Annotated in this window: 23 protein-coding genes; 5 read left to right on the top strand and 18 right to left on the bottom strand. The window is 43.2% G+C overall.

The genetic code is table 11. The annotated features are described in order from the left end of the window. Positions 1-119: 119 nt before the first annotated feature. The gene (locus tag AACX33_RS24035; RefSeq protein ID WP_227789281.1) at positions 120-536 is read left to right on the top strand and encodes a tyrosine-type recombinase/integrase; all 417 of its coding nucleotides are present in this window, start codon (positions 120-122) and stop codon (positions 534-536) included. A 491-nt stretch (positions 537-1,027) separates the two neighbouring features. Here the strand turns inward: AACX33_RS24035 and AACX33_RS24040 are convergent, their stop codons facing one another. The 5 genes from AACX33_RS24040 to AACX33_RS24060 form a co-directional block, all read right to left on the bottom strand. Next, positions 1,028-1,951, bottom strand: coding sequence for a hypothetical protein (locus AACX33_RS24040; protein ID WP_227789282.1), 924 nt, complete (start codon positions 1,949-1,951; stop codon positions 1,028-1,030). A 390-nt stretch (positions 1,952-2,341) separates the two neighbouring features. Further along, positions 2,342-4,195, bottom strand: a complete 1,854-nt coding sequence (locus tag AACX33_RS24045; RefSeq protein WP_227789283.1) for a hypothetical protein — start codon at positions 4,193-4,195, stop codon at positions 2,342-2,344. A gap of 390 nt (positions 4,196-4,585) precedes the next feature. Beyond that, positions 4,586-5,017 carry a helix-turn-helix domain-containing protein gene (locus tag AACX33_RS24050; protein ID WP_227789284.1) on the bottom strand — a complete coding sequence of 144 codons (432 nt, stop codon included), beginning with the start codon at positions 5,015-5,017 and terminating at the stop codon, positions 4,586-4,588. A 1,129-nt stretch (positions 5,018-6,146) separates the two neighbouring features. Further along, positions 6,147-6,698 (bottom strand): tyrosine-type recombinase/integrase, encoded by a 552-nt coding sequence (locus AACX33_RS24055; protein WP_227789286.1) that lies wholly within the window; start codon positions 6,696-6,698, stop codon positions 6,147-6,149. A 222-nt stretch (positions 6,699-6,920) separates the two neighbouring features. Continuing rightward, positions 6,921-7,112 (bottom strand): DUF433 domain-containing protein, encoded by a 192-nt coding sequence (locus AACX33_RS24060; RefSeq protein WP_265338675.1) that lies wholly within the window; start codon positions 7,110-7,112, stop codon positions 6,921-6,923. 464 nt (positions 7,113-7,576) lie between these two features. On the opposite strand from AACX33_RS24060, the gene AACX33_RS24065 reads away from it, so the two are divergent. After that, a complete protein-coding gene (locus tag AACX33_RS24065; protein WP_227789287.1) occupies positions 7,577-8,017 on the top strand; it encodes a hypothetical protein in 441 nt (146 codons plus the stop codon). Then, complete coding sequence (locus AACX33_RS24070; RefSeq protein ID WP_227789288.1) at positions 8,007-12,497, top strand: tetratricopeptide repeat protein; 4,491 nt, start codon at positions 8,007-8,009, stop codon at positions 12,495-12,497. The genes AACX33_RS24065 and AACX33_RS24070 overlap by 11 nt, the downstream gene beginning before the upstream one ends. Positions 12,498-12,992: 495 nt before the next feature. On the opposite strand, the gene AACX33_RS24075 is transcribed toward AACX33_RS24070, so the two are convergent. The 12 genes from AACX33_RS24075 to AACX33_RS24130 form a co-directional block, all read right to left on the bottom strand. Continuing rightward, positions 12,993-13,817, bottom strand: a complete 825-nt coding sequence (locus AACX33_RS24075; protein WP_227789289.1) for a hypothetical protein — start codon at positions 13,815-13,817, stop codon at positions 12,993-12,995. Between the two features lie 18 nt (positions 13,818-13,835). After that, the gene (locus AACX33_RS24080) at positions 13,836-14,183 is read right to left on the bottom strand and encodes a hypothetical protein (protein ID WP_227789290.1); all 348 of its coding nucleotides are present in this window, start codon (positions 14,181-14,183) and stop codon (positions 13,836-13,838) included. Positions 14,184-14,357: 174 nt separating this feature from the next. Further along, positions 14,358-16,154, bottom strand: a complete 1,797-nt coding sequence (locus AACX33_RS24085; protein ID WP_227789291.1) for an ATP-binding protein — start codon at positions 16,152-16,154, stop codon at positions 14,358-14,360. Further along, positions 16,151-16,744, bottom strand: a complete 594-nt coding sequence (locus AACX33_RS24090; RefSeq protein WP_227789292.1) for a hypothetical protein — start codon at positions 16,742-16,744, stop codon at positions 16,151-16,153. The genes AACX33_RS24085 and AACX33_RS24090 overlap by 4 nt, the downstream gene beginning before the upstream one ends. A 73-nt stretch (positions 16,745-16,817) precedes the next feature. Then, entirely contained in the window at positions 16,818-17,489 is a 672-nt protein-coding gene (locus AACX33_RS24095; protein WP_227789293.1) for a hypothetical protein, read from the bottom strand. Further along, a complete protein-coding gene (locus tag AACX33_RS24100) occupies positions 17,482-17,670 on the bottom strand; it encodes a hypothetical protein (RefSeq protein ID WP_227789294.1) in 189 nt (62 codons plus the stop codon). The genes AACX33_RS24095 and AACX33_RS24100 overlap by 8 nt, the downstream gene beginning before the upstream one ends. Before the next feature lie 15 nt (positions 17,671-17,685). Further along, positions 17,686-17,979: a hypothetical protein gene (locus AACX33_RS24105; protein WP_227789295.1), complete on the bottom strand. Its 294-nt coding sequence runs from the start codon at positions 17,977-17,979 to the stop codon at positions 17,686-17,688. Positions 17,980-18,065: 86 nt separating this feature from the next. Beyond that, a complete protein-coding gene (locus tag AACX33_RS24110) occupies positions 18,066-18,263 on the bottom strand; it encodes a hypothetical protein (RefSeq protein ID WP_227789296.1) in 198 nt (65 codons plus the stop codon). A 36-nt stretch (positions 18,264-18,299) separates the two neighbouring features. Then, positions 18,300-18,518 carry a hypothetical protein gene (locus tag AACX33_RS24115; protein WP_227789297.1) on the bottom strand — a complete coding sequence of 73 codons (219 nt, stop codon included), beginning with the start codon at positions 18,516-18,518 and terminating at the stop codon, positions 18,300-18,302. After that, the gene (locus AACX33_RS24120; protein ID WP_227789298.1) at positions 18,496-18,639 is read right to left on the bottom strand and encodes a hypothetical protein; all 144 of its coding nucleotides are present in this window, start codon (positions 18,637-18,639) and stop codon (positions 18,496-18,498) included. The genes AACX33_RS24115 and AACX33_RS24120 overlap by 23 nt, the downstream gene beginning before the upstream one ends. A gap of 74 nt (positions 18,640-18,713) precedes the next feature. Then, on the bottom strand, positions 18,714-19,277 hold the full coding sequence (locus AACX33_RS24125; RefSeq protein WP_227789299.1) for a hypothetical protein: 564 nt from the start codon (positions 19,275-19,277) through the stop codon (positions 18,714-18,716). Next, complete coding sequence (locus AACX33_RS24130; RefSeq protein ID WP_227789300.1) at positions 19,274-19,648, bottom strand: hypothetical protein; 375 nt, start codon at positions 19,646-19,648, stop codon at positions 19,274-19,276. Before AACX33_RS24130 ends, AACX33_RS24125 begins: the two co-directional genes overlap by 4 nt. A 292-nt stretch (positions 19,649-19,940) precedes the next feature. Here AACX33_RS24130 and AACX33_RS24135 point away from each other — a divergent pair, with 292 nt between their 5' ends. Both AACX33_RS24135 and AACX33_RS24140 read left to right on the top strand, forming a co-directional pair. Continuing rightward, on the top strand, positions 19,941-20,117 hold the full coding sequence (locus tag AACX33_RS24135) for a hypothetical protein (protein WP_227789301.1): 177 nt from the start codon (positions 19,941-19,943) through the stop codon (positions 20,115-20,117). 592 nt (positions 20,118-20,709) lie between these two features. After that, entirely contained in the window at positions 20,710-23,859 is a 3,150-nt protein-coding gene (locus AACX33_RS24140) for a plasmid replication protein, CyRepA1 family (protein ID WP_227789302.1), read from the top strand. A 231-nt stretch (positions 23,860-24,090) separates the two neighbouring features. Here the strand turns inward: AACX33_RS24140 and AACX33_RS24145 are convergent, their stop codons facing one another. Beyond that, a complete protein-coding gene (locus AACX33_RS24145; RefSeq protein ID WP_227789303.1) occupies positions 24,091-24,462 on the bottom strand; it encodes a hypothetical protein in 372 nt (123 codons plus the stop codon). Positions 24,463-25,031 lie beyond the last annotated feature (569 nt).

Genomic DNA, 25,031 nt, shown 5'->3' on the forward strand with positions numbered 1-25,031 from the left:
ACAGAACAGGTAGGAACTATTCCTGTATTTATACGTAATATTAAGTAGCAAATCTATTCATGCACTGAAAAGAAATTATTAGCGATCGCTTGTTTTTGATCCGACTTCACAAAATCGCGTTGCTCCCTCTCGAAGGTTACAAGGGCGGTAAGGCACGAGATATTGATCTAATTAATGCTGCCCGACGTGCTTTATATGAATATATTCATCATGGTGGGCGAGATACTGAAAGTTCTTACACTTTTACTTCTCAGCGTAGTGAGCGATTGACTGAAGCGGGTATTCATCGCTGGTGGAAAAACATTAAAGCACAAGCAACTGTTGGAGAGTGGGAACTTATCCATGATGTAACTTTTCATGATCTACGACATGATTTCGCTCACCGAGCGCGTGAAGCTGGATGGACTTTGGAGGAGGTTGCTTATTATCTCGGTCATATCACCAAAAAGGGAACTCCAGCTATTCAAACTACGGTTCGGTATACCCAAAGTAGCCGACAGCAAGTGAAAAACAAGCTTGTCTTGCTCAAGGGCTAAATCCTCTCTTCACCATGTTACCCAAGTTCTTTTACTGTTGAGATGACTCCAAAACCTTTTGCTTATAGGCATCCTGCTTATTTGCAATTAATTTGAGCCGAACTGGATGATTGCAAGCTGGTTGCAATTATTTTGAGTCTGTTTGCAATTAATTTGAGCCGAAGTGCAATCTTATTTGCAATTAATGTGAGCCACAAATTGTTTTGTTTGCAAGCCGGAGCGTTTATGTTTGCGAGCCGCAACACATATCACCCAGCAAATCTGATAACTCTTGCTGGTTTTTTTTTGCATAAACGCTCGAAAACCCTGTTATGGAAGGAAGCATCCCAGCTATGCTTGATTCAATCCTTGCTGTGTATAGATTACAGCGTTTAGTCTAAGGTTTTAGACTATATTTAGCCTAAATTGAGCTTTTAGCCTAATTTTTTTAGTGCAGTTGTCCGAAAAATAGTACAAAATAACCATTGATTAGTACATGAGGGGATGAAACCTCAATCATCACGATCAGCCATTCTTTGTATTTCATTATGGCAATTATCACACCATTTCTCTTCCCATTCATAACCTGTTGTGACTTGTCCACATCTGTCACACGTTTTTAGTAAAGAATAATTATTACATTCCTCATTAGAACAAATCCCAGCAAATTCCCCATAAATAATAAGGGTATCTTCACAACACATAGGACACATCATTGTGATATCGTCGATGCCGCCTTCATCTATGTAAGCAATATATGCTTGTTTTTCTAATTGCTGCAAAATATTTTCTCGATTACGTTGAAATTTTTTCAGCTTTCTTTCACCTATTGTAATCAACTCATGTTTGCGTTTATCAATCATACGTTTGTAAACTGACTCTATTGATAATACCTTTGCTCTTATTTCTGGATTTATGTAGAACGAAGTAGAAGTGATATCTATTTTTAGCTCCTTGATAAGGAATCTATCAATCAACTCAATAAAATCAATAATTATTTTATTGAGTTCCAACTTATTCACCAAGAATTTATAGTGTTCAAAACGATTTCTAAATGTTTGAATTTTTCTAATCACATTGAGGTCAGAAGCTGAAAAAGTCACCTGGGGACCAATTTCTAATCGTTCCAAAGCTTCATCCAAAGTGACGGTATTTAGCTCCTTATTTGTTTTCAGCTTTCTTTTTACTTCTTCCATCTTGCCTTGAAATATAAGTTCTGGCATATGATGTGACAACCTTTCTTTAAGGAGTAGAAGAAATCCTGAAAAAAGGTGAAGTACCCCGTACTTGTAATCCTTTTGGGGTTGGGATACTGGATTTATATATGGTTGATATTCAATGTCATCATAGAGTTCATAGAGTTCATCTATGCCTCTTATAATGAAGTCTAAGCCATTCTCTAATAGACTAAGCTCTATGAGATTTTTTTCTGCCATTTTCTGAACAAACTTAATTCAACTATGATTCTGTTTATTTATAGCATCTATAGAAAATTTATGATTTTTCCTCATAGATAACTCCGTTATATACGGAATAATTATCTGATATAGTAATAAATCTATGATATTGTTAATAATCGCGTCATGCCTCTATGTCTGCACTGAGTTATATATCTAACCTGAACGGTTAAGGTTGAGAATAGATGAAACTCTATGCCCAGTGCAGATATAACATAGATTTCTCTATATGTGCCAGTTGCCTGTTACTTCCGTCAACTATTAACGACCGTTAATAGTTGACACATAGACAAGCATTTATAGATAAATGCAATTATTGCTCTCCTATATTTAGATTTTAGTTAAAACAAGTAAAATTTAAAATATTTGTTATCGATAAATAGAGCGTTTTAAAAAGAGTAATGAAACTGTAACAAGTATGGCTGAAATGCTAACTATAAAAAGTTCAGCCCAGTTTTCATTCGATGGCAACCATAAATCAAGAGCTTTCCAAAAAGGACTAACTACTGACTTTGCAAAGGACGCAGAGGCAATCAACCCAAAAACTGTTAGAAAAACTCTGAAACTATCGCCCTGTTTAGATTCGATAAATTTAATTTCGCTCTCCAAAATTGATAGATTTTCAGAAATCTGACTCTGTATCTCTTCCAAATTCATCTGTTTCCACCCTTTAAGAAGCAAGTCTCTAACCTCACCGTATGGCGTTGTTTCAAGCATTTTTGACTTTAACTCAACGAGATCCCGTCTAGTAGCTAAAATATCTGGATATTTATTGAGTGTAGTTGATTTTTCAATGAAACTTTTATGAAGCATGAAACCATATTCTAGTAATTCAACTTGAACTTGATGCTCATATATCAAATTACCTCTATTAACATCCATCCATTGCTTTTGATTTTCTAAACCATTTTTAGACCAAACCCATAGTGTTGCCGCCAGTGTAATATAAGCAGCATAATCATCGAATTGACGAGAATTTGGTGGCAAGTAGATTGAAAAATCACCAAGGGCTTCTGGAACACGAGCTAATATTCTACCAAAGAATTCTTTATTTGACTCCTCATTACTCGAAGCTCTATCTAGCTGATTGCTATGCTGAACCAGATGTATGTGAGGTCTGCCGATCCAGTAGTTTCCTAGCTCAGGCAACTCTGGTATTCCTTTCAATAATAAGCTAATAGGCGAAATAGGGTTTTTAGTAATAAATCCTACGATAGTAAATAAGGTCTGTGCCACGGAGGTAATAGTCTCTTTACTCTTCATGCTAAAAAGTGGCGCTTCCTCAAATTCAAAATCACTAACCACGACATTTTTAGATAATATTTTTAATACTTGTTTTTGCTTGTTTTTATTTTTTATTAGTTCCCATCTCTGAAATATATTATTTGGAGGGTTTGAATAAAATTGATAAGCTTCTGGAGCTATAACACTAATAGCAGTTGGAACTATAGCATAGTCATAATCGTATTGCTGTATATTGACGTAGTTGCTAATAAAATCCCGAAGCTCAACAGAATTATCTGGAGCTATCATACGAAACTCAATAAGCAAAACACCACTTTGATAGAGAATAATAATAGGATAAAGACTGGTAATTCTCTCTTCTTTTTTTACTAACCGAATTGGTTTTAGAAACGCTCGTAGGTGTGGTGTTGGCAGTTCCCTACCTTGAGACAGTTGGCGAGCTTCACCATACAGAAATTGAGATCCGACTAACCATGTTTCGCGTGCATATTGAGTAAACTCTGCTGTTACTGTAGCATTTGACTTGAACTCAACAGACACTTGCTTTAAATCACCAGATAAATCAAGGATAGTTTTACCTGACATAACACCTTTATCGGTTCGACAAAACGTTTCACCATTTGACATCACAGAACAATCTGCGATTTCAAAATCAACTAGCAATTTAGCTACTACTTCTAGATTGCTTATGTGAGTTTTAAAGTAGGTTGAGAATGTGTACCATATTTCCCACTGTTCAATGGAGAACGAATTCATGATTGAGGTTGGCTTTCTGCCAATAGACTTAACTTGAGGAAAAAGCCCTAAACCGAATGGCACTAAGATAACGGCAAATCCATTATTTTTCAGGCTTTTGGGTGTTGGGTGTGGGGAACGGGCAAAAAATTTACTCGTGGAGTGGCCCTGTTGATAAGCGTTGTCGTACTCCCATGAGTTTTGCTTTTTCCGTCCGATACGCTCATTTAACTTTTCTTTCAAAACCGGGGCGGACTAGGGGCGAAAATCAACGGCTTACGGCGAAATTTGGCGAAAAGACATTTAGAGATGTCATAAGCCGCTTTTAGCGGTCTTAGGTACTAACGCGGTAGAAGAGCTTATTTAAGACATTTGCAACGTGTTATGGGTTACTACGGGGGCGCTGTGTCGATGCAAGGAGCGGTTAGGGGTGCTTTAATCGTCGTGACTAGGGAGGAGTTGCCCACTGATTTTGTACAAAATCAGTGGGCAAAAGTTGGCTGCGGCGTTCTACAGCGCTGGCGAAATTACAGAAACGCTTCCAATTCACTTCGGCAATATTATGCTTCAAACGTCTTTAATCCTTGTATGCTCTAGATTTGAGTATTTTTGAGTTGAAAACGTACCCCATTTTTAAATTGAGGATTGAAGTCCCTCAAAAACTGGAACGCCTTTGGTATCGGCTTTACCACTCATAATAGCTTGACGGATTTTGTCTAATTCTTCTCTGTTAGCCCATTCATGGGTTGCGGTAACTCTATATTCGTCTGTTCGCCCTGAACGTTTTGTTTGCTCTAATAATTTTGCTTGCATTAAAATTTTTAACGCCTGCTGTGCTTTACGAACGCTCATTTTACATATTTGAGCAGTTTTTTTGAGGCTAGCGAAGCATACTCCTTCTTCTTTACCACCAGTTCTACGAACCATATGAGTATAAATACGAAATTCGTAGGGATCTAACCCGTACTCGTCTAAGAAGTTATGAATAAACGCGACTGAAGTGGGTAAAGGTTCTAATTTCTTCAAGGAATTAGATTTTTCAACAAAATTTTTTTTAATTGACATACGAAATAGTTGCGCCAGTAGTCTAGTTTTTCATGCATGAGTACCCATGCATGAACTGCATATGGTGACTCATGCACTAAAATTTTTAGTACCCATGCACTTAATGCAGCAGCTCTGGTATATATTATATGGTATTACTTTTACACTGGTATATGTTACTGGTTATTTTTTAATGTGGTAATGACTTATGTGTTATTTCTACGGAGGAATTTTATTCGTATGTCTTCGTGTTTTAGCACACTTGCAAGGTTAGAAAAATCACTGTATAAAGAGAATAGCTCGACCACACCAGTAGGAACACCAGGGCAATCGAGCGATTTTCTTATATCTTATTTAGTTTTAGTTTACCATCTGAAGTCTCTGGTGTCTCTACTGGTGTTTTAGGTTCTTGCAATTTCTTCAAAAAGGAAACTAATGAAAAAACCTAAGTTACACCAACTCAAGTTGCTCTTAAGTATTATCTCTACTACATTAGTTGCAACTAATGCCACTACCCAGATATGGATACATTTCAAACCTATCCCTTGTATTGAAAAAAGGCCGACTTCCATTGAACGACAAGTAGCTTTCTTGGAAAGTAAAAATCGGCTAAACGTTCTAAAATAAAAGGTTTAATAATAGCAAACCAGTAATATACTTATATCTCTGGTTTGCTGTTAATTTAACATTTAATAATTTAATAATAGAAAATTAGGACTTCTGTTACTAACCTCTTGCAACCTTACTAGATACATCTAACTTAATAATTAAAATTGAGCTTTTAGCATTACGGCGCTGAGTTGCCAACCACAGCGAGACAAGCTGCGCGGTATTGGCAACATCGGCCATGCTCCTGGTGGGAGTCATGCCACCTTCGTATATATGTGTCAACATGGATACAACCACAAATACCGAACTTTTACAAACCCTGCCAGACGGTAGGGTGAATTTTTCATTCTTGAATCGCGGATAAGGTTAGTTATCACAGGAATATAAAGATTTTAATGCAACGACTCAAAGTTAGTGATAGCAGCCATCTTGGGGTTAACGTATATTCCTGTGACAATGCTACTCACGGGATCACGGGGCATAAGCTGTAACACTACCCCAACATACAGTTTAGATGCTGGTATAGAAGACAGTATAGAAACTAAAACCCAATCACCGAAACAGCCTGACGTTTTTGCTCAGGCGTGACCTCCAGATAACGCTGCAAAGTCCCCAGGTCACTGTGACCAGAGATTTCTTGAATAGTCCTCAAAGGTATGCCAGCGCTCGACATCTGAGTGAGAGCCGTTCGCCTAAACGAGTGCGTACTAACTCCCTCCACCCCAATCCGGTTGCAGGCAGCCCGTAAAATCTTATCAGCCATAAACCGAGTCAGCCGTTCAGTCACACCGCGCATACCGGGAAACATCATCTCCCCTGGGGGCTGGTACTCCGCCAGTATTGCTGCTAACCCTGGGGGGATGTCTACAATCCGAGTTTTGTGCTTACCTTTGGTGGTAGACTTGCGAAAAGTGATGGTTCCAGATTTGATATCAGTCTTTTTGAGAGCCAACGCTTCTGACACACGACAACCAGTGAACAGGCAGATGCCAAACAGAGCGCGATCGCGTGGGGTCAGTAGCCCTTCGGTGAACAATCGCCTCAATTCCTCTTGGCTGAGTATTTTGCCTTGTCCGTTGCCGCTAACCTTCATCTTGACTACCTTCCAGGGGGGTACACGTTATCTGTAAATCGTGTAACGAGGGACTAAAAGTATTGTACCTTCGTTGGGGAGACGAAGGCGATATCAAGCCATCAAATCCAACTTATCAATCGCAATCGCTACAACCCGCATTCTTTCGTTGACTGATAAAACTTGCTTATGCTTGCAGCACGATGACCAATTGGAGGTATGATCCGCATCAATAGGATTGGCTCATGTTGCGGCTTCCAGAAAAGCAATCACCTGTTCTCGCTTCACTGTGGGAAATCCCGCTAGAAAATCATCAATGGACTCCCCTGCCTTTAAATAATCCAGCAGGGTTTGCACAGGCACTCGCGTTCCTGTGAAGACTGGCGTACCACTCATCACATCAGGCGATGCGGTAATAATTGCTGACTGACTCATTATCCCCCTTCTTTAAGCATTGCTATCAATGACCAAAGAGTAATATCAACGCTGTCCAGCCGTCCCAGTTTCAGATTTTCACCCCCGGTCTACCATCAACGGCAGTTTGCACTAACGTCTATACTATGTCTATACCGAAAACAACTCGACATAAAACTTACTTGAAACTCCCCACGCATAGAATGCGGGGGGATTCTATGCGTGGGGAGTCCAAAGACAAAGACTTTCAGCCTTAGCGTACAATTTTCCCGTTTTGGCACAGAGACCCCAGGAACCCCAGGAGGAGACGGCTCCTCAGTAAAATAGGCTACTGCCTCTACGCACAACTTTCACGTCGCGCATCTCGGCTCAATACCTAATATGTAATTAATTTTGTTCAGGTACTTAGTTAGTTGACTTAATTCAAACAAACAATCCAGGATAGATCGGTTACAACTGGAGAAAATACCGTTAGGAGTATTGAAATGGTAGGGGCACTGACATTAGCAGCGGCACAGGCGATCGCCAAAATAGCCCTAGATAAGTTTGTGGAAGGGGGAGCCGGGGAATTGGGTAAAAACTTAACGACTGCTCTTGCTCAGAAGATAACACAGCTTGGCACCGTAGTCTGGAACAAGATCCACGGTAATGCTACCGCTGTTGCCGTGCTGGAAGGAGCCGCCCAGGACAAGCCGGAGGAGATGCAAAAGCTGAAAAACTATCTGTTTAGTTTGTGGAAGGATGAGCAATCGGAGTTTGCCCAGGAGGTGAAAAAGCTGGCGGATGAACTGCACTTTGAACTGACCCAAATTAAAGACAATAGCTCGATGACCCAGAACAATCACGACAATGCCAGAGGCTACCAGGTGAAGGTGACAGGAGGCGAAGGTACGCAGATTGGAGAGATTCACAATCATGGCAACTGATGGGCTGATTGAGCAACTGTGTCAGCAGTTAGGGGAAAAGTTGCAAACGGCTCCCACCAGTGGTTTGAATGACATGATTGCTTATTTGCAAGGAGTAATTGAAGCAGATGTCAGTCTGAAACAGGCACTGACGGACAAGGCAGTACAAATCAATCAAGGGTATGCAACGGGCTATCAGGTGTTGGTGGAAGGTGGAAAAGCTTACATTGGCACCCATTTGCAGGTCAGTGACCCTGGCTTGATGGAAGCGGCGTTGAATACAATTTTGGCGGCTTATCTCTCTCGTCCTGTGGGCATCCCCAGCAATCTGCCCTTGAGTGGGGTGGTGAAGTTTGTGGGACGGGAGGAGGATCTAGCGAAGGTACATGCCAAGTTACAATCTACCCCGACGGTTGCCGTTACCTCGGTGTCCGGGATGGGGGGAGTGGGTAAAACGGAACTGGTGTTGCGGTATGCCTACCACCACTTACAGGCTAATACCTATCCCGGCGGTCTGTGCTGGATTAATGTCAGGGCACAGGATATGGGCTTGGGAATGTTGGAGTTTGCCCGCACCCAGTTAGGACTACCGGAACCTCCTGATAACCTGGAAACGTTGCTAGAAAAGGTGGAGTGGGTTTGTCGCCGCTGGCAAGGGGAACCGATTCTGTTGGTGTTGGATGATGTAATGGCTTATGAGGCTGTGAAGCCCTATTTGAATCTGCTGGATTTCCGGTTTCGGGTGTTGATGACTACCCGGTTAAAGCTATTAGCTTCGGAACAGAGGCTGGAGTTAGAGGTGTTGACGCAGGCAGCGGCACTGGAGTTGCTGCGTTCGCTGGTGACCGATAGGCGTATTGACCAGCAACCCGATGAAGCCAAGCGAGTCTGCCAATGGCTGGGCTACTTGCCGTTGGGTTTAGAGTTGGTGGGGCGATACCTAGCACGGAAACCAGATACGTCTCTGGCAACGCTGTGGAAAAGGTTGCAGGCTAAAAGCTTGGAGGCGAAAGCCTTGAAGGAATCGGCACCAGAAATGACTGTATCTCGAAATGTGGTTGCCGCCTTTGAGTTGAGTTGGGAAACGTTGGATGAGTCTGGGCGAGCGTTGGCGGGGTTGCTGAGTCTGTTTGCTCTGGCAGAGATTCCGTGGGGGTTGGTGGAAGCCTGTTTACCAGACTGGGATGAAGAAGGACTGGAAGATATTCGGGATGAGCAATTGCTGGGGAGACACCTGTTACAGCAAACCGGGGTAGGGATGTATCAACTGCACCAACTGCTTCGAGAGTTTTTTGTGGCAAAGCAAGAGCAGTTGGCAGGGGTAGATGCAATGAAGCAGTCCCTGTGTCATGTTTTAGCTAAAGTAGCAGAAATAATGATTCCATCTGCGCCTACATTAATCCAGATTCAGCAGGTGGCTCCGGGGATTCCCCACTTAGTGGAAGCTGCAACCACATTGTCTCCTTGGCTGGAAGATTTTGGTGTGCCTTGGCTCTTCACTGGAATTGCTCGATTCTGTGAGGGACAGGGAGCTTATGATCTAGCATTATTGTGGTTTAAGCAAGGCTGCATTGCTACAGAAGCTCGACTAGGATCTAATCACCTCTATGTTGCTTCTAGCCTCAATAATCTGGGAAGTTTTTATCGAGAACAGGGGCGCTACAGCGAGGCAGAACCTCTCCTCCTACGATCACTCTCTATTAGGGAGCAGAACGTAGGCAGTGACCATCCCTTGGTCACTAATAGCCTCAACAGTCTAGGACTCCTTTATCGAGAACAGGGGCGTTACGGTGAGGCAGAATCTCTCTTCCTGCAATCACTCTCTATCGATGAACAGCAGGGCAGTGATCCCTCCGACTTTTCTCACACTCTCAACAACTTAGCAGCACTTTACCGAGAACAGGGGCGTTACGGTGAGGCAGAAGCCCTCTTCCTGCGATCACTCTCTATCGATGAGCAACGGTTGGACAGTGAAGATCCCTCTATCGCCACCAGCCTCAACAATCTGGCAGCACTTTACCTAAATCAAGGGCGCTATGACGAAGCAGAACAATTTTTCCAGCGCGCACTGACTATTTACGAGAAACATCTGCGTGAGGATCATCCAAATATTGCCCTAGCTCTTAACAATTTGACATTACTCTACCGAGATCAGGGGCGATACAGCGAGGCAGAACACTGCTGCCAGCGATCACTCGCTATCTGGGAACAGCATTTAGGGAAAGATCACCCTAATATTGCTATGAACCTCAACAATCTGGGAGCAGTTTACCTAGATCAAGGTCGCTACAAGGAGGCAGAACAAATTTACCAGCGCGCACTGGCTATCTGGGAGCAACAGTTAGGTAAAGACCATCCTAATGTTGCTTTAAATCTCAACAATCTGGCAAATATTTATCGAGAACAGGGACGCTACAGTGAGGCAGAACCTCTCTTCCTACGTTCACTCTATATCTGGGAGCAGCAGTTAGGTAAAGACCATCCTAATGTTGCTTTAAACCTCAGTAATCTGGCAGCACTTTACTTAAATCAAGGACGCTACAGTGAGGCAGAACCTCTCTTCCTACGTTCACTCTATATCTGGGAGCAGCAGTTAGGTAAAGACCACCCTAATGTTGCTCTGATCCTCAACAACCTGGCACAACTTTACCAAACACAAGAGCGCTACAGCGAGGCAGAAAAGTTATTGCAGCGGGCAATGACGATTTGTGAGCAGTTAGACCAAGATCACCCCCATATTGCGGCAATCCTCAACAACCTGGCACAACTTTACCAAACACAAGAGCGCTACAGTGAGGCAGAACAGTATGCCCGACGAGTACTAACTATCCGAGAGAAGCAGTTGGGTCAAGATCATCCTGATATTGCTCTTTGTCTCAATAATCTGGCAGGAATCTACCGCGAGCAAGGGCGGTCCAGTGAAGCAGAAGAGCTTTATCGACAGTCACTAGCTATCTGGGAGCAACAATTGGGGACAGACAATCACAATGTTGCTACCAGCCTGAATAATTTGGCTGGGTTGTGCGAGCATGAAGGGCGCTTGGAAGAGGCTGAACTCCTTTATGTGAGATCGCTTCAGATTCGCGAGACACAACTAGGAAACCACCCTGATACTACGATTAGTTTGGCAAATCTGGCGTATTTTTATCGCAAACAGAAGCGCTATGAAGAGGCTGAACCTCTCTATCTGCGGACTCTAGAAATTGATGAACACTATTATTGCAAAGACCACCTGAAAGTAGCTACAGACTTAAATAATCTAGCTTATTTTTACTACATCCAGAAACGTTACGAAGAGGCTGAACCTCTCTACCTACGATCACTCCAAATTCGTGAAACGCAATTGGGGAATCACCCCGATACTGCCAGCAGCTTAAATAGTCTGGCAATGTTATACCAAAATCAGGGCAATTACCAAAAAGCAGAGACTCTCTACCTACGATCACTCCAAATTCGTGAAACGCAATTGGGAGATCACCCCGATATCGTGAGTAATCTGGACAACTTGGCATATTTATATCGAATTCAGGAGCGTTACGAAGAGACAGAACTCCTTTACCGACGAGCACTCCAAATTTGTGAAACCCAATTAGGGGAAAATCACTCTGATACAGCTACTAGTCTCAACAAACTAGCTGTTTTTTATGATGATCAGCAACGTTATGAAGAGGCTGAACTACTCTATTTGAAAGCAATTCAGATTCGTGAAACTCAATTAGGAGTGGATCATTTTGATACAGCTATCAGCCTCAATAACTTAGCTATACTATATGATTCTCAAGGGCGTTATGAAGAGGCAGAGCCGCTTTATCTGAGAGTGATTCAAATTCGCGAAATGCAACTGGGAGTGGATCATCCCGATATTGCTACCAGTTTGAACAATCTAGCCCTGCTTTATTATGCAATGGGGCGTTATCTGGACGCAGAGCCTCTCTTCCTGCGATCGCTGGCTATTAGAGAAACTCAGTTAGGATGTGACCACCTCGACACTGCTACCAGCCTTAACAATCTGGCAGTTCTTTACCAAACGATGGAACGATATAGAGAAGCAGAACCCCTTCTATTGCGATCGCTGCGTATAAAGGAACCCCAGTTAGGTTCTGAGCATCTTTCCATTGTCAGTAATTTGAACAATTTGGCAGAAATCTACCGGATGTTGGGGCGTTCTGATGAAGCAGAACATCTTCATACTAGAGCGTTGCACATCCGAGAAACCCAATTAGGCGCTGACCATCTTGATACTGCTACCAGCCTGAGCAAACTAGCATTAATCTATGAATCGGTGGGACGCTCTAGCGAGGCTGAAGCTTGCTTTGCCCGTTCTTTAGACATTCGGGAACGTCAATTAGGCGCTGATCATTCCGACACGCAGGCAGTTCGCGGCAATTTCGTCACTTATCTGCAAGCATTGGGGGCGGCAGGGCAAACCGCGCAACTCTCCGATCATCCACTAACGCAAGCCCTATTGCGACAGATACAGGCAGGAAATGGTAATGATTGAAATTAATTGCTTCTTTTTTCCTTCAATTGGTGTAAAACTTAACTTGTCCATCAGGGTTATTTTGATTGAACTTATCAGGGGTAGATATAGCGAGTGTGTCATGAGAGGTAAGATAGACTGAAAATATTGCTGCATATACTTTTCAGTTATCGTTTTTTATAAAATCATCTAGACCTAATTCATATTTATCAGCCAAAATAACCTTAAGAGTGGAGCGAAAGAATAAAGGTTTTAGCCATTTTTTGCAATACTATAAACTGAGGTTTTGTACTACTTGCCCTTAGTAACACGCTCGCTATATTTACGCCAAGTTTCGGAATGGATGCTTATTTCACCCCGTTATTCCAAAATATACCCCATCCATTTTGAAAACTTGAGTTTTCGCCATAGAAAAAACTATAGGTTTCAACTTGGACGGGGTTTACGTGAAAGTTTTCGCTCGAAATAAATTTGAGATTTTCTAACTTGTGTCTCCTTACAGTTGTATATCTAAAGCTACTGTCCAAGTGCTGTTCTAAGTGCGGCTGATGCAAGACTCAATTCCAATTTGTCCGCATTTTCCAACGCCCACTCACCTGCATTCCTCAGCCGTTTGAATGTTTTTTCTAGATCGTTTCGCTGTGCAGCCATTTCTGCTAATGCAATTTCCTCTACAGCATCTATCTGATCCGAAGTGACTGCACTTTCTTGCATCTTCTGCTTCAGTGCCCCTAATTCTTTGGCTAAATCAGTTAAATTAGAATCAGCTTGCTTATAACTTTCCTTGGCAGACTTAAAGATTGACTGAACAGTTGCTTTATCCTCCATGACTTTGGCGACCGCCGCCTTTAAATCTTCCTCCTTAACTTGCCCTGCACTCTTGTTTTTCAGTAAAGCTGCAAGAGCTTTCATGTAGATATAGCCAGCCGCGATTGTAGCACCATAAACTGTTGCACTCATTACAGCGTAGGAAGCAACCGTACCAGCTCCAGGCAAGATTTTTAGGGCAGATCCAAATCCAATAACTGCCAGGATTGCGGCATTAGATGCCAAATTCGACACAACTCCTGTAGCAAGGCTTTTAATTAGATTTTGAGTAAAAGGTAACTCAAGTTCTCGGTTAATGCGTACATACATTGTCCATGTATTGCCGAAAGCTGCAAATAAATCTGCACCAGGTACTGGAATAAATACGCATCCAACACCAATCCCTGCATGCAATTTCACAATTCCAGCCAATTTTCCAGGAAGATATTCATCAGCAGTCCGATTGACTACATTGACCAGTTCCAAAGCCACTTGAGCTAATTGTCCGTCTTTACCTGATCGATTAGCATTCATAAATTCACTCCCGTGTTTTTAATGATCAATTCGGTTATAAGGCACTCTAAGGCGCGACCATGCAGATTTGAAAGGGGTGTCATATTTGTGGAAAAACATAGTCTTCCACAGAGTAACCGATGACCAGCCGCAGCCGTCCGCCCCCGACACTCCGCTATCGCCCAGTTCTTGAAAGAGGTCTAACTCACAAAAATCTGAAAGTTCCTTGAGGGACATTTTGAAGAATGCGATCGCCGTATCACCGCATAATGATTTTAAATTGGTAAATTCATCACAAATCACCTGCTGCTTTTTGGTGGGCTTTTCCTTAATCCGTTGCAGCCACCGTTCACAGCAATCCTCAAAAGCTGTGCTGATTGGGAGCATGAGTTGATTTATTAACACCAATTGAATATTTTTAGAATTATTTCAAGGGAAGTCTATTTACTGTCTACCAGACAGCACCAGCCTATCTCCTGTCTACCTACTGTCTAGCGCTGTCCCTTGCTGTGTCTGCATTCTGTCTATTTATATCCGCGCTGTCTGCTGTCTACTGTCTGGTCAAATCTGGGTTAATTTGATAATTCCTTCCCCTACCCAATCAGCTAAATGCGCCCCCACAATCTCATACATCCATCCCTTAATTTGCTCCACTGTAAACCGTTCTCCCTTAACTTTAAAGCTGGGTTGAATATCCTTAACAGACGCTTCTATCTTTTCAGTTCTGGTTAAGTAATCAAATAAGTGTCGAGCCATTGGGGATAACTCATCTCTCCCGGTTCGGCGTTCATTGGAATTAGCAACTCCCTCAAATTCCAACTGATAAACACGCTCCATATATTCCCTATCTATTGGTGTTTCTGGCACGGAAAATTTAGGGACTAACCCCAGATAATAACCACCAATAAAAGCAAACATCACGGGCTGGAATTGTGCGCGTGATTGTGCTTTGAGTTCAGTGTATTTAGCTCTTACAGCTTCCTTATCCTTGGCATGGGTGATTACTTGATTACCCATGATTGCTTGTTCAATGACACCGTAGGCATCTAAGTCTCTGCCGTCTTTATGGTAACGGTTGCCTAGTAGAAGCAAGCGTAAGCACTTGCGGGTGTTTTGGTCTAATTCTTTAATGCCGATTGCGCCCAGGTTGAGACTGTGGAGATTGACAAAGAACTTCATGTTATATTCTCTGCCCACAATCAACACATCAAAAAGTATTTGACCGAAATCAAAGCCTAAATCCTCTGGTTTAATTTTGTTCAGTCTTGCTGATATGGTTAACCAATCATCCAGGATGACAACAAAGGGCGATAATTTTTGACGTTCATCTTCTGTCAGTTCTAATCGGTGGTTGTATTCGGTCTGAATGTCTAAGAAGAAAGTTTTGGCATTTTCTAGGGCATCCTCACCAATAAACCGAGTAACTTTACCTTGTTCCCGCAGTCCGCAGAAGCTATCATTTTTGACTGCCAATACTCTAATGTCAGCATCTGGGCAGTTGGCTTTGACTTGATTAATATACTCACGGGTAATTGTGCTTTTACCTGTGCCTGGGTCGCCACAAAGGGCAGTGCTACCATCTTCACGGGCGACACGTTGCAATACTTCAGAGATGGTATTATCACCAGAGGCGATTTGTTGCTGTTCAGTACCAGAAACCTTATCATCACCACGGGCTACATCTTCCATTGATTGACCGGGCAACTGTGCCTGAGTAACGGCGGCTAATCTGGCCTGTGCTTCTGCCTCAGCCTGTAGTCTCACCTGTTGCTGATAAATGGCTAACTCCTGGGGGGACATTGCGGCTAACTGTGCTTCTCTGACTCTCCTACCCTCTGACCACTGGTGAAAATCGTAGTCTAACTGTGCTGTGTGCGCTTCTTTGTGCAATCTCAGCCCGTGCCACAGTTTGGAGATTAGCCAGTCGGTGCGGGTAGCTTCTCGGTACTCTGGAATCAGTTCTAGTAGTTTCTTTTCTCTGGCCTTACTTAAGCTGTATGCACCGAACATCAGCACAGTTGCGGCTAGTCCCCACAGTGGCTTATGGGGATTGCTGGGGGGAATTGTTCTGAGTCTGGTGGCTTTGGATGGGACAAAATTCCCCCGTTGAAATTCTGGGTTGGCTGGGGCGTAAGTTTCGGCGTAAAACTCGGACTCTGGCATCACATAGCGTTTATCTGGGGTGCAGAATCTCTCTGGATATGTTGCTGTTTCCGGTTGAAAGCAGTATTCAACCAGTGCAATCTGTGTGCCTGTGAAGGATTTAGCACCGCAGATTAGCCCCAGGACTGCTAAGACTCCTACGGTGATATTATTGGCAGTGCCAGAGCGTTTGTAGTCTTCAAACTTCTGTCTCATTTCCAATTCCTAAGAATTAATGCGATCGCTAACAATCCCACCCCCAACCCCCCAACAACGAACCAGGAATCATAACTTGGTGGCGTTGGCTTAACTTCGTATTCCTTCACTTCCTGGTGAAAGCGCTGTTTACCTGTCTTGGTAGCATTAGAAACTACGCGATGTTCATCAAAGGCAATCCATAGGGCAACTCCTACGCTGGTGGTTTGGGCAGCTGCTACCAGGAAATCCTCGTCAATGTGGATTGTGCCGTCGTAGCGCAGTTTTGATAGGGTGTTGGCGAAAAATAGTCCCAGGACAATACTGCCTAATGTGCCAGATGCGATCGCGCCAATGGAGAGAGAAGTCATGAGGCTGACTCCCCCACTGGCAGCAAATACGCCTAAGAATGTTGACAGAGCTTTGTTTAGCAGTTGTTTATTACTGAATACTTCCCTAATTGATTGCTCCAAGCGATCGCTATCTTCATCCTCTGGTGTCTGCTTTGTCTGCGGTGTACCCCATAACGTAGGTGTACTAGAGTTATTACCCTCCTGAAACTGGTTATTACTCTCCTGGAATTGGGATAACAGGGAATCGATTTCGTTCATAGCGTTACCTCAGCAGGGATGACAGAGAAAAGCCAGTGGTAGCCTGTCCACTGGCTTCTAAATTGGCTAATGGCTAAATGCCCATAAAGTTCTTAAAGCCGTCCCAAACTTTACTCAATCCAGCAGTGCGGCTGTAGTTCGGCTTGGGTATGCGGTCTGTCTTGGCTTCACTGCCCTTGCTCCACAACGCAGAAGTGACAGCATTTTCATAAGCTAAATCAGCCGCATCTTGGGCATCAGGTAACTTGTTTGATGCCTTCAATAAATCCACTTCGTATTTAGCTACCGCCATCAGGTCAGCAGTTGCACCAGAGATTTGGATCAGGGATGTGCGGTGTGCGTGTCTGGTTGCCTCTGCGGTGGTGGCGTTGACCTGTTCGGCTTGCATCTCCTGAAGTTCATTTTGAAACCGTTGCTCACCTGTTTTACTGGTATTAATCGCCTTCATGGTAGCCGTGCCATGCTTCTGGGTGAGTTGCACCAGTTCGGCGTAAGCTTGGTTGATATCCCCTGTGGTTTCAATAATTTTGCGGTATGCTTCCAATGCTTTGGGTAAATTGGCTTTGGCAGTGTCAGATAGCCGTGCCATATCTGACACTTGGGTAATGGCAGCCTGATCTCCTTGCAGTGCTTTGGCGAAATCATCAGCTGATACGCCAAATAATTTACCCATTGCGCCCAGTGTGCCGGGGGCTGTGCTGGGAATGTGGTTTTTTAACTTGGCAGTTCCATAATTTCTAGACATTATTCAAAATCTCCCAACAGGCTTTTTTCTTGTCGGTTTCACTGAGGCTTGGGTCATTTAAAATTTCTACAAGTTTGTTACCCGCTTCTACTTCTTGCGGTGTGTAATTGCTGGGGGGAGTGAATGTATAGTGGGGATTATCTTTGTCAGTCCGGTCTTGGCTGAAGGGTTGATTATTCATTTCTCATCCCCTCTGTTATTTCAATTGGTTGATAATCGCATCTGCTAACCCAAGATGTTCTCCAATAGGTAAGCGCTGGCGAATTGCCTCAACTGTGTTGGACATGGCTGCTAATTCTTCATCAGCTGGTATGGTTCCAATCAGCTGAGTTTGGGCATTGATGCAATTGAGAATTAAGGCATTGAGGATGTGTAATTTTTGCAGTGTGGTCAGCTTCTCCAAAGTGCTGCCATACTCGTTTTGCAATTCATCCAGGAAGCTTTCATCTCCTGGTGTGACAGCGCAGTAATAGCCTAATGGTTTAGTCATGTTGTTACAATCCTTTTGTGTCTATGATGCGTAGATGCAAGTGGGGCGAACGCAGTAGTTTCTCAGGCTGTGCGTTCGCTCTCCCATCACTGAAAAAATTCGGCTCTGGAAGTGTCCACAGTGCCAGCTGTTGCTGACCATTGCAGAGTGTTGAAAAATTGACTGACATCACCAACAGTGACATCACAATCAATTTGCAGTTTTTTGTACTGTGGATGTTGGCGAATTTGAGTGAGTAATTGCTGGGCTTGATTAATCAATTCTGGTAGTGGTTGATGTGTCATTTATTCACCTCAAACAGACTTTCAAAATCTCAGTCTTTATTTAGAGCGATCGCCGCTACAAAGGTGCAAATATTTAATTTCAACATTTTGAGATTGGTTGATACTTTTGATTTGCTGCCAACTGGTATATAAATAGCTACCAATAAATGCAGGAACAACAATACAACCCATCAAAAGAAGCGGACGAACTTTTAAAGCTTGCCATTGATAAACTGCTTCAAGACTGCGCCTGTTAGTGTCGATTTTGGCTGACATACATTGCTAAACCTACTGCGAATAAACCCACGCCCAGAGGCGAAATACAAGCAGCTACACCAGTGATTAGCGATAGAGTAGCCACACCGGAATAAAAACAAGTTTCAGCGATTAGGTGCATTTTTCTCTCTCTGTCAACACTCAACAACAACAATAAGAAACGACTATCAGACAGTGCTAATCTGTAAGCAATATCTAGAGATTTGCTGCCAAACTGATAATTTCCTCTAGGGATTTCTGAGCAGTTCGTTGTTTCGGGGTGATCCCCCTCTGGGCTAAAAAATCGTTAGCATCAATTCCTTTGATTGAGTGAGCAGCAGTAGTCAATTCATTTGCCAACTCATCTAAGTAGTCTTCTAAACCGTTTCTAATTGTGTTGGAGTGGATGTGAACAAAATTATTTACTACTGATTGACCACTAATAAATGCTAAAGTTGAAGTAATTTTATCAATGGTCAATGTGTAGTTATCGGCAAACTCATTTAAAGCATTCAATGCACCATTAATGATTTTTTGTTGCTCTTGAATTGGGAGAGTGTTATCAACTGATGGAGCAATAGCGGCTACTTTTCCAGTTTGTTCTTGTTCGGCTTTTTGTTTGAGAACTTGAGCTAATGTTTCAAATTCAGCCAAACTAATTTCTTTGAGACTGTCAAAATCATCTGGATGCGATTCTTGCAGGGAGAACCTAATAATTTCCTCTGGCATCTCCAGGAGTTCACAAACTTCTTTAATAGCAATCATGTCTTTCGTTTTCATGCTGCATTACCTCTGGTTACTTGGGCAAACTGTGCTTGAAACTTGGCTGGAGTGAATTCTTGGGGATACTTTTTGATGTAGTTCTTGACTCGTTCAGCCGACTTGAGATTTTGCATTACCCGACCAACGCGAGAAAGCACCCAGCTTTGGTATGGTGACAACGGACAAGAGCGGTCTGTACTGCCATCGGCTTTGACTGGGTAGGCTTGCCGATAGCCATCTATGCGGTAAAGAGCTATACCGTCCCAACTGACCAAAGTTGAACGGGCAATGTTAAGAATTCTTGCAAGTTCAGATTTTGTAACATAACTTGAGCAAAACAGACCAGGGGAATCTAAATCAAGTCCCCGTGCGGAGTTTGACGCTTTCATAGAGCATCTATTGGTTAATGGGCAAATAGTGATTAATAGCCAGCAATAGTTGCTGGTAGTGCAAGACAGGCATTTGATAGTTACCGCTACTTTGTAATGCCCACACGCTAAAAGGTTTGATTTATATAGCTTTTCCTTACTCGGTGGACACAAATCAGTTAGCGGCGATTGCTGTTTTCCTGTCTTGTCTGTTATGTTAATTCACGAGTGAGTCACCTGTCAATATTTTGATTCACCAATGGAAAATAGGACTCAAAAGATGAATAATTAGGCATGGTATTAAAATTTGACTATGCCTTCAAAAAAGCCACAATTTACGATTCGTATTGAGGAGGATGAGTATTTATATTTACAAGAATGGGCGCAGGAAGAATTTATGACTCCTCCTCAACTAGCAAAAATTCTTCTCAAAAAAGCTATTGCGTCAAAAAAGAAAGAAAAAGGAGGTCATAAAACAGAAACAGCATGAGGAAGGAGAATCAATCAGATGATGTAGAGCGACAAAAGGGGAAGTTTGATCCCGTTAGAGATAAAAAAATTCGTTCGTGGCAACTGTTAACCAGATTGCAATATGTGCCTAGTGTTACTCAATGATATGCTGACAAGCAAACAACATTTTTACCCCAACCAACTAAGTTCTATTTATGATCTTTAATCACTTATTTCTTGTTTAATCACTGGAATTTGAGCTAATAAATGCCAAAAAGCCTGCGAGGTGCAAACTCACAGACTTTGACTCAAATTTTTCATTTGATTTTGGTCGTTTTTTTCTTGTGGCTTCGGTGATACCAACACCTACCACGCGTCAACCCCGCCTGAAAAGACAGAGTGTCAAACCCCCACTGAAGAAGAATCAAGTGGAGCCTTTCCTTGATTATAAATGTCTGTTATTTATTTCCAACATATTTCTCAGAAAAAAGTAACACAGATTAAGGCTTTACCCAAACTACTTGATTCTTTCCCCTCTACCGCACAAGTTATGCCAACTGTTCTGTAGATAAAAGTTGAACTTCAGTCTTTTCTCCGCGAGGGCAATGTAAACTACAGCCTGGAGAAGGAAATTGAAAAATCTATCAAGTGTTCTACCATCCATTGACAACCTACAGCCTGTAGAGAGCCTTCAGGACTTCACCCGCCGAATTGAGCGAGAATTTCTTACCGACTCGGCGATCGCACTTTCTCTCTACACTGATAATATCCGCATCGCCTCCGACATAGAAATCAGTGCCGGCAGGGATGCCTCAACCCCCATCCACGACGCACTCAACTGGAAATACACCCGATTTGGGCATCAAGTCAAACCCACAATCCACGCCGCAATATTTCTTAACGAAGACAGCAGCCCCTGGCAAGCCAAACTGAGTTCACCCAGAACTGACACCAAAAAAAGCCAGATTCAAAAATACGAAACCCCAGTTGGCAACGGCTCACGCGCCTATCTCCCCACCATCAACCGAGAAACCAGACGCTTAATAGCCCACCGCTACAGCCTAGAACTCCCCCCAGCCGGAGAAAGTTTCTGGGACTGGCTAGAACTCCACCCAGAAATTCCCATCATCATTACCGAAGGTGGTAAAAAATCCTTATCCCTGATATCCCAAGGATATGTCGCCATAGCCCTCTACGGAATTAACGGCGGCTACCGCAGCAAAGACTTACTAGGCAACCCAGTTATACCCCACCTCATCCCAGACCTAGCAAGGTTTGCCGTCAAAGGCAGAAAATTTACCCTCGCCTTTGACCAAGACACAAAAACCGAAACCAGGAGACGAGTCAACGCCGCCATTTTCCGCTTCAGCAACTTACTGATTGCCGCCGGATGCCAAACCGACATCGCCATCTGGGACGGTCAACAAGGGCAGTGTAAAGGCGTGGATGACCTAATTGCCCACACAGGTATTACAGCCTGGGAAACAGCCCATATTCAAGCGCTCCCACTAGCACACTGGCAACTATGGCAACGCTTAGAAAATCGCTTAACCTACGAACCCTCCCTCAAACTAACCACCGCCGACTTATCCACCTTAGAACTAGAAACATTACCCCAACAAGGCATCATTGCCCTCGACTCAGGCAAAGGCACAGGTAAAACTAAATTTATCGCCAAAGCCATAGCTCATTCCGACAAAGCACTATTAGCCGGACACAGAATTTCCCTCGTCCAAAACTTATGCCCCAGACTAAAAGTAGATTACCGAGGCGACTTAGATAAATTCCACGGCAATTTTATCAAAGGAGGAGCCTACACCCTCAGAATTGGCTTCTGTGTTGATTCACTCCTAGCCATTGATCCCCAAAAATTTGCCGGCTGTGATTTAATCATTGATGAAGTCGTCCAAGTCATTCGTCACCTACTAACTTCTAGCACCTGCGACAAAGACGGCAAACGCCCCGCACTCCTAGCCAGATTCGCCGAATTAATCAGAATTGCCCGCCGAATCATTATTGCTGATGCTGACTTAAACAACCCCACCCTAAATTACATCTGGGAACTCCGAGCCGAGCCTGCCCCCATCTTCTTAATTCGTAACGACTATCAACCCCAACCGTACCACGTTACATTTATTCAAGCCAAAGACAAATCACCAGTTATCAACCAATTAATCGCTGATACCCGTTCCCTACAAACAGGTAAGATGCTGTATGTCACCACAGACAGCAAAGCCACCAGCAAAACCACAGCGCGACTGCTGCAAAAACAATTCCCTCACCTGCGAATCCTGCTGATTAACTCCGAAACCAGTGGTAATACAGCTGAGAAACGGTTTATGAAAAACCCCGACGCGGTAATTGCCGAAGGATTATATGACGTAATTATTTGTTCACCCACAGTCGCCACCGGAGTCAGCATCGAAATCCCAGGATTCATTGAAAAAATCTATGGAATTTTCACCGGCGCATCATCCACCGACGCTGATATGTCCCAATGTTTAGTGCGTGTGCGAGACACCGTAGACCGCGTAGTTTGGTGTGCCAAACGTGGGACAAATTACTGTAAAGTTTCTCGCTCCAGCAATTATTTAGAAATTAAAACCCAACTACAACAAAGAACAGATGTCACCGTTAGCTTAGTCCGCTCCAACCTCAGACCTGACATTGTAGGAAAGATGGCTAATTTCGACTGGCAATCCAACCCCCATGTCAATCTCTATGCCCGAATTAGTGCCGAGCAGAATTATTCGATGATGAATCTTTCTGATGCACTACTGATGAGATTAAAACACGAAGGACATCAGATTACAATTGAGGATCTTCAATCCGACTCACAAATCAAACAGTTATTCAAGTCCGCCAAAGACGAAGTTAAAAAAATGGAGGCTGAGGCCATAGTCGCCGCCGCCGATTTAACTTACCCAGAAATTGCCCTGCTAGAATCTCTGGAATCCATCTCCCCAGAAGAAACATTAGCAATTAAAAAATTCTACCTCAAAGATTTCTACTGTCTAGACGAACTGACAGTTGAAGATGTAATTTGGGACAAGGGCGGCCGACGACGCGGAGAACTGCTCAACTTAGAAGCACAACTCAAACCAGAATTAGCAGTTGACAGAACTGCTAAATCCTTAGAGAAACAAACCACATGGAATCAAGGAGTTTGCCCCTGGGATATTTCCGGTACAGAACTGCGGCGGCAGATGCGAGAGGTATTTGGGTTAAATGACTTTTTAGATCCCAATAAAGAGTGGAATAAAGGCGACCTCAAACCCTACGCCGATAAAATCCGGCAATATGCATCACAAATACACCACCATCTCAACCGAACCATTAGTCACAAAATGAGTGATGTCCAAGTTGTACATCAGCTCTTATCACAGTTGGGAATTAAAATAGCATTTCGCTGGTCAAGATTTGAGCCAGGTTTTGAGAGGGAAAAAATTAAAGTCTTCCGACTTGATGCTGACCTCTGGTGTCACCTGATGTCCATATTACAACAACGTGCCTCACGCCGTGAAAGGCTGGAAAATCAAGCAGATGCTTCTGGATCTGGTATAGGTTTTAATACTAATAATCATCTAGGAGATCCAAACCAACCGCCCAGAAAAACCCTGATAGAATCCCTAATTGGAAGTGTTGTGACAGTTGCGGGAGACTCTGAACACTTTTTAGTACAGAGCTTGACATTAAATGGCAAACTAAAATGCCATAACTTGACTAACCATACAGTGGTTTTATTCCCGTTAACGGAACTGACACCAGTAGATGTGACGTGAAATTGACCAGATAATGTCTAGTTCTCATACTCACACTGCCAGTTAATATCGCAGTGCTAGTTTAAACATGGCTAATTTCTGCCAAGTTGTGCAGTAGTAATTTCCCACACTAGAATTTAGTGCAGAGATAGCAATTTTTAGGTCATCGTCACTGTAAGTTAAGAGCGTGACAGCTTGCGGAAGTTAGTTGAATTTTAGCTCCACCTACTCCTTTAACTCCGGTTGTACTGACTACTGGTTTTTTTTCTGGCTTTTAGTGCTACTAGCAGGTTTCTGAGCCGCAGTAGTCCCACTCGCCCCACCAGAATTTTCATTCTCTAGAGTCTTTTTCTGACGACGAGTGCTTTTCCTCAACTCACCTATTAAATACTTAATCCGGCTACCACTTAAATTGATGCCCTGCCCAGCCAACATTTCTGAAACTTCATCGTAAGTATAGCCATATTTATCAGAAGTCAGCTTTTCGATGTATCGTCTCATCTTGCGAACAGCTTCCTTGTCTGATACATCCTCTCGTTCCTTCGGCTTTTGCTCCTTTAAGACGCTAATTGCCTCATCAATCTTGCCCTTAGTAATCTTTTCAGAATCTTTTGGCTCAACCATTGCTATCAAATAAAATTGGTCATCATAATTTATATATTTTCCCCTATTTTTGAGATTGTATAACTCTACAATTTCAGCCGATTGCAGCTACGCTGGTTTTAATTTCCGTCATGCGGCTACGCCGTCAGCATCATTTAGCTGATGCCGTTTAACTGATGCTGATTTTCCCCTCGCCACTCCCAGCTACGCTGCTTGTAATTTCCGTCATGTGGCTACGCCATTATCATCATTTTACTAATGCCGTTTAACTGATGCTGATTTTCCCCCTGACCACTCCCGGCTACGCCGCCACCGTCATTTAACTGATGTTGATATAATTCTCCCATTCTGGCTACGCCATTACCATCATTTATTGAAACCTGTTCTACTTTTCATGTCCGGCTACGCCGTCTTTATATTCATCCGATGCCGACTGTAGTTGACTCTTGTTAACTCTTGCTAACCATAGTCTTGTCCCTCCGGCTATGCCCTCGCAGTAATTCAGCCCCCACTGATATAATTATTATGTTTCAGCTAGGCTGTAATTGTCCTTCATCCCCCCTGAATCACCAAAACCCTGCCCCCGCTAC

It is taken from the genome of Nodularia sp. LEGE 04288 (assembly GCF_963896525.1).
Taxonomy (GTDB): domain Bacteria; phylum Cyanobacteriota; class Cyanobacteriia; order Cyanobacteriales; family Nostocaceae; genus Nodularia.

Coding starts and splice junctions, on each gene's coding strand:
- AACX33_RS24040 (WP_227789282.1), bottom strand. CDS start 1,951: ATGGCAGAAAAAAATCTCATAGAGCTTAGTCTATTAGAGAATGGCTTA.
- AACX33_RS24050 (WP_227789284.1), bottom strand. CDS start 5,017: ATGTCAATTAAAAAAAATTTTGTTGAAAAATCTAATTCCTTGAAGAAA.
- AACX33_RS24055 (WP_227789286.1), bottom strand. CDS start 6,698: ATGAAGGTTAGCGGCAACGGACAAGGCAAAATACTCAGCCAAGAGGAA.
- AACX33_RS24060 (WP_265338675.1), bottom strand. CDS start 7,112: ATGAGTCAGTCAGCAATTATTACCGCATCGCCTGATGTGATGAGTGGT.
- AACX33_RS24065 (WP_227789287.1), top strand. CDS start 7,577: ATGGTAGGGGCACTGACATTAGCAGCGGCACAGGCGATCGCCAAAATA.
- AACX33_RS24070 (WP_227789288.1), top strand. CDS start 8,007: ATGGCAACTGATGGGCTGATTGAGCAACTGTGTCAGCAGTTAGGGGAA.
- AACX33_RS24075 (WP_227789289.1), bottom strand. CDS start 13,817: ATGAATGCTAATCGATCAGGTAAAGACGGACAATTAGCTCAAGTGGCT.
- AACX33_RS24080 (WP_227789290.1), bottom strand. CDS start 14,183: ATGCTCCCAATCAGCACAGCTTTTGAGGATTGCTGTGAACGGTGGCTG.
- AACX33_RS24085 (WP_227789291.1), bottom strand. CDS start 16,154: ATGAGACAGAAGTTTGAAGACTACAAACGCTCTGGCACTGCCAATAAT.
- AACX33_RS24090 (WP_227789292.1), bottom strand. CDS start 16,744: ATGAACGAAATCGATTCCCTGTTATCCCAATTCCAGGAGAGTAATAAC.
- AACX33_RS24095 (WP_227789293.1), bottom strand. CDS start 17,489: ATGTCTAGAAATTATGGAACTGCCAAGTTAAAAAACCACATTCCCAGC.
- AACX33_RS24100 (WP_227789294.1), bottom strand. CDS start 17,670: ATGAATAATCAACCCTTCAGCCAAGACCGGACTGACAAAGATAATCCC.
- AACX33_RS24105 (WP_227789295.1), bottom strand. CDS start 17,979: ATGACTAAACCATTAGGCTATTACTGCGCTGTCACACCAGGAGATGAA.
- AACX33_RS24110 (WP_227789296.1), bottom strand. CDS start 18,263: ATGACACATCAACCACTACCAGAATTGATTAATCAAGCCCAGCAATTA.
- AACX33_RS24115 (WP_227789297.1), bottom strand. CDS start 18,518: ATGTCAGCCAAAATCGACACTAACAGGCGCAGTCTTGAAGCAGTTTAT.
- AACX33_RS24120 (WP_227789298.1), bottom strand. CDS start 18,639: ATGCACCTAATCGCTGAAACTTGTTTTTATTCCGGTGTGGCTACTCTA.
- AACX33_RS24125 (WP_227789299.1), bottom strand. CDS start 19,277: ATGAAAACGAAAGACATGATTGCTATTAAAGAAGTTTGTGAACTCCTG.
- AACX33_RS24130 (WP_227789300.1), bottom strand. CDS start 19,648: ATGAAAGCGTCAAACTCCGCACGGGGACTTGATTTAGATTCCCCTGGT.
- AACX33_RS24135 (WP_227789301.1), top strand. CDS start 19,941: ATGCCTTCAAAAAAGCCACAATTTACGATTCGTATTGAGGAGGATGAG.
- AACX33_RS24145 (WP_227789303.1), bottom strand. CDS start 24,462: ATGGTTGAGCCAAAAGATTCTGAAAAGATTACTAAGGGCAAGATTGAT.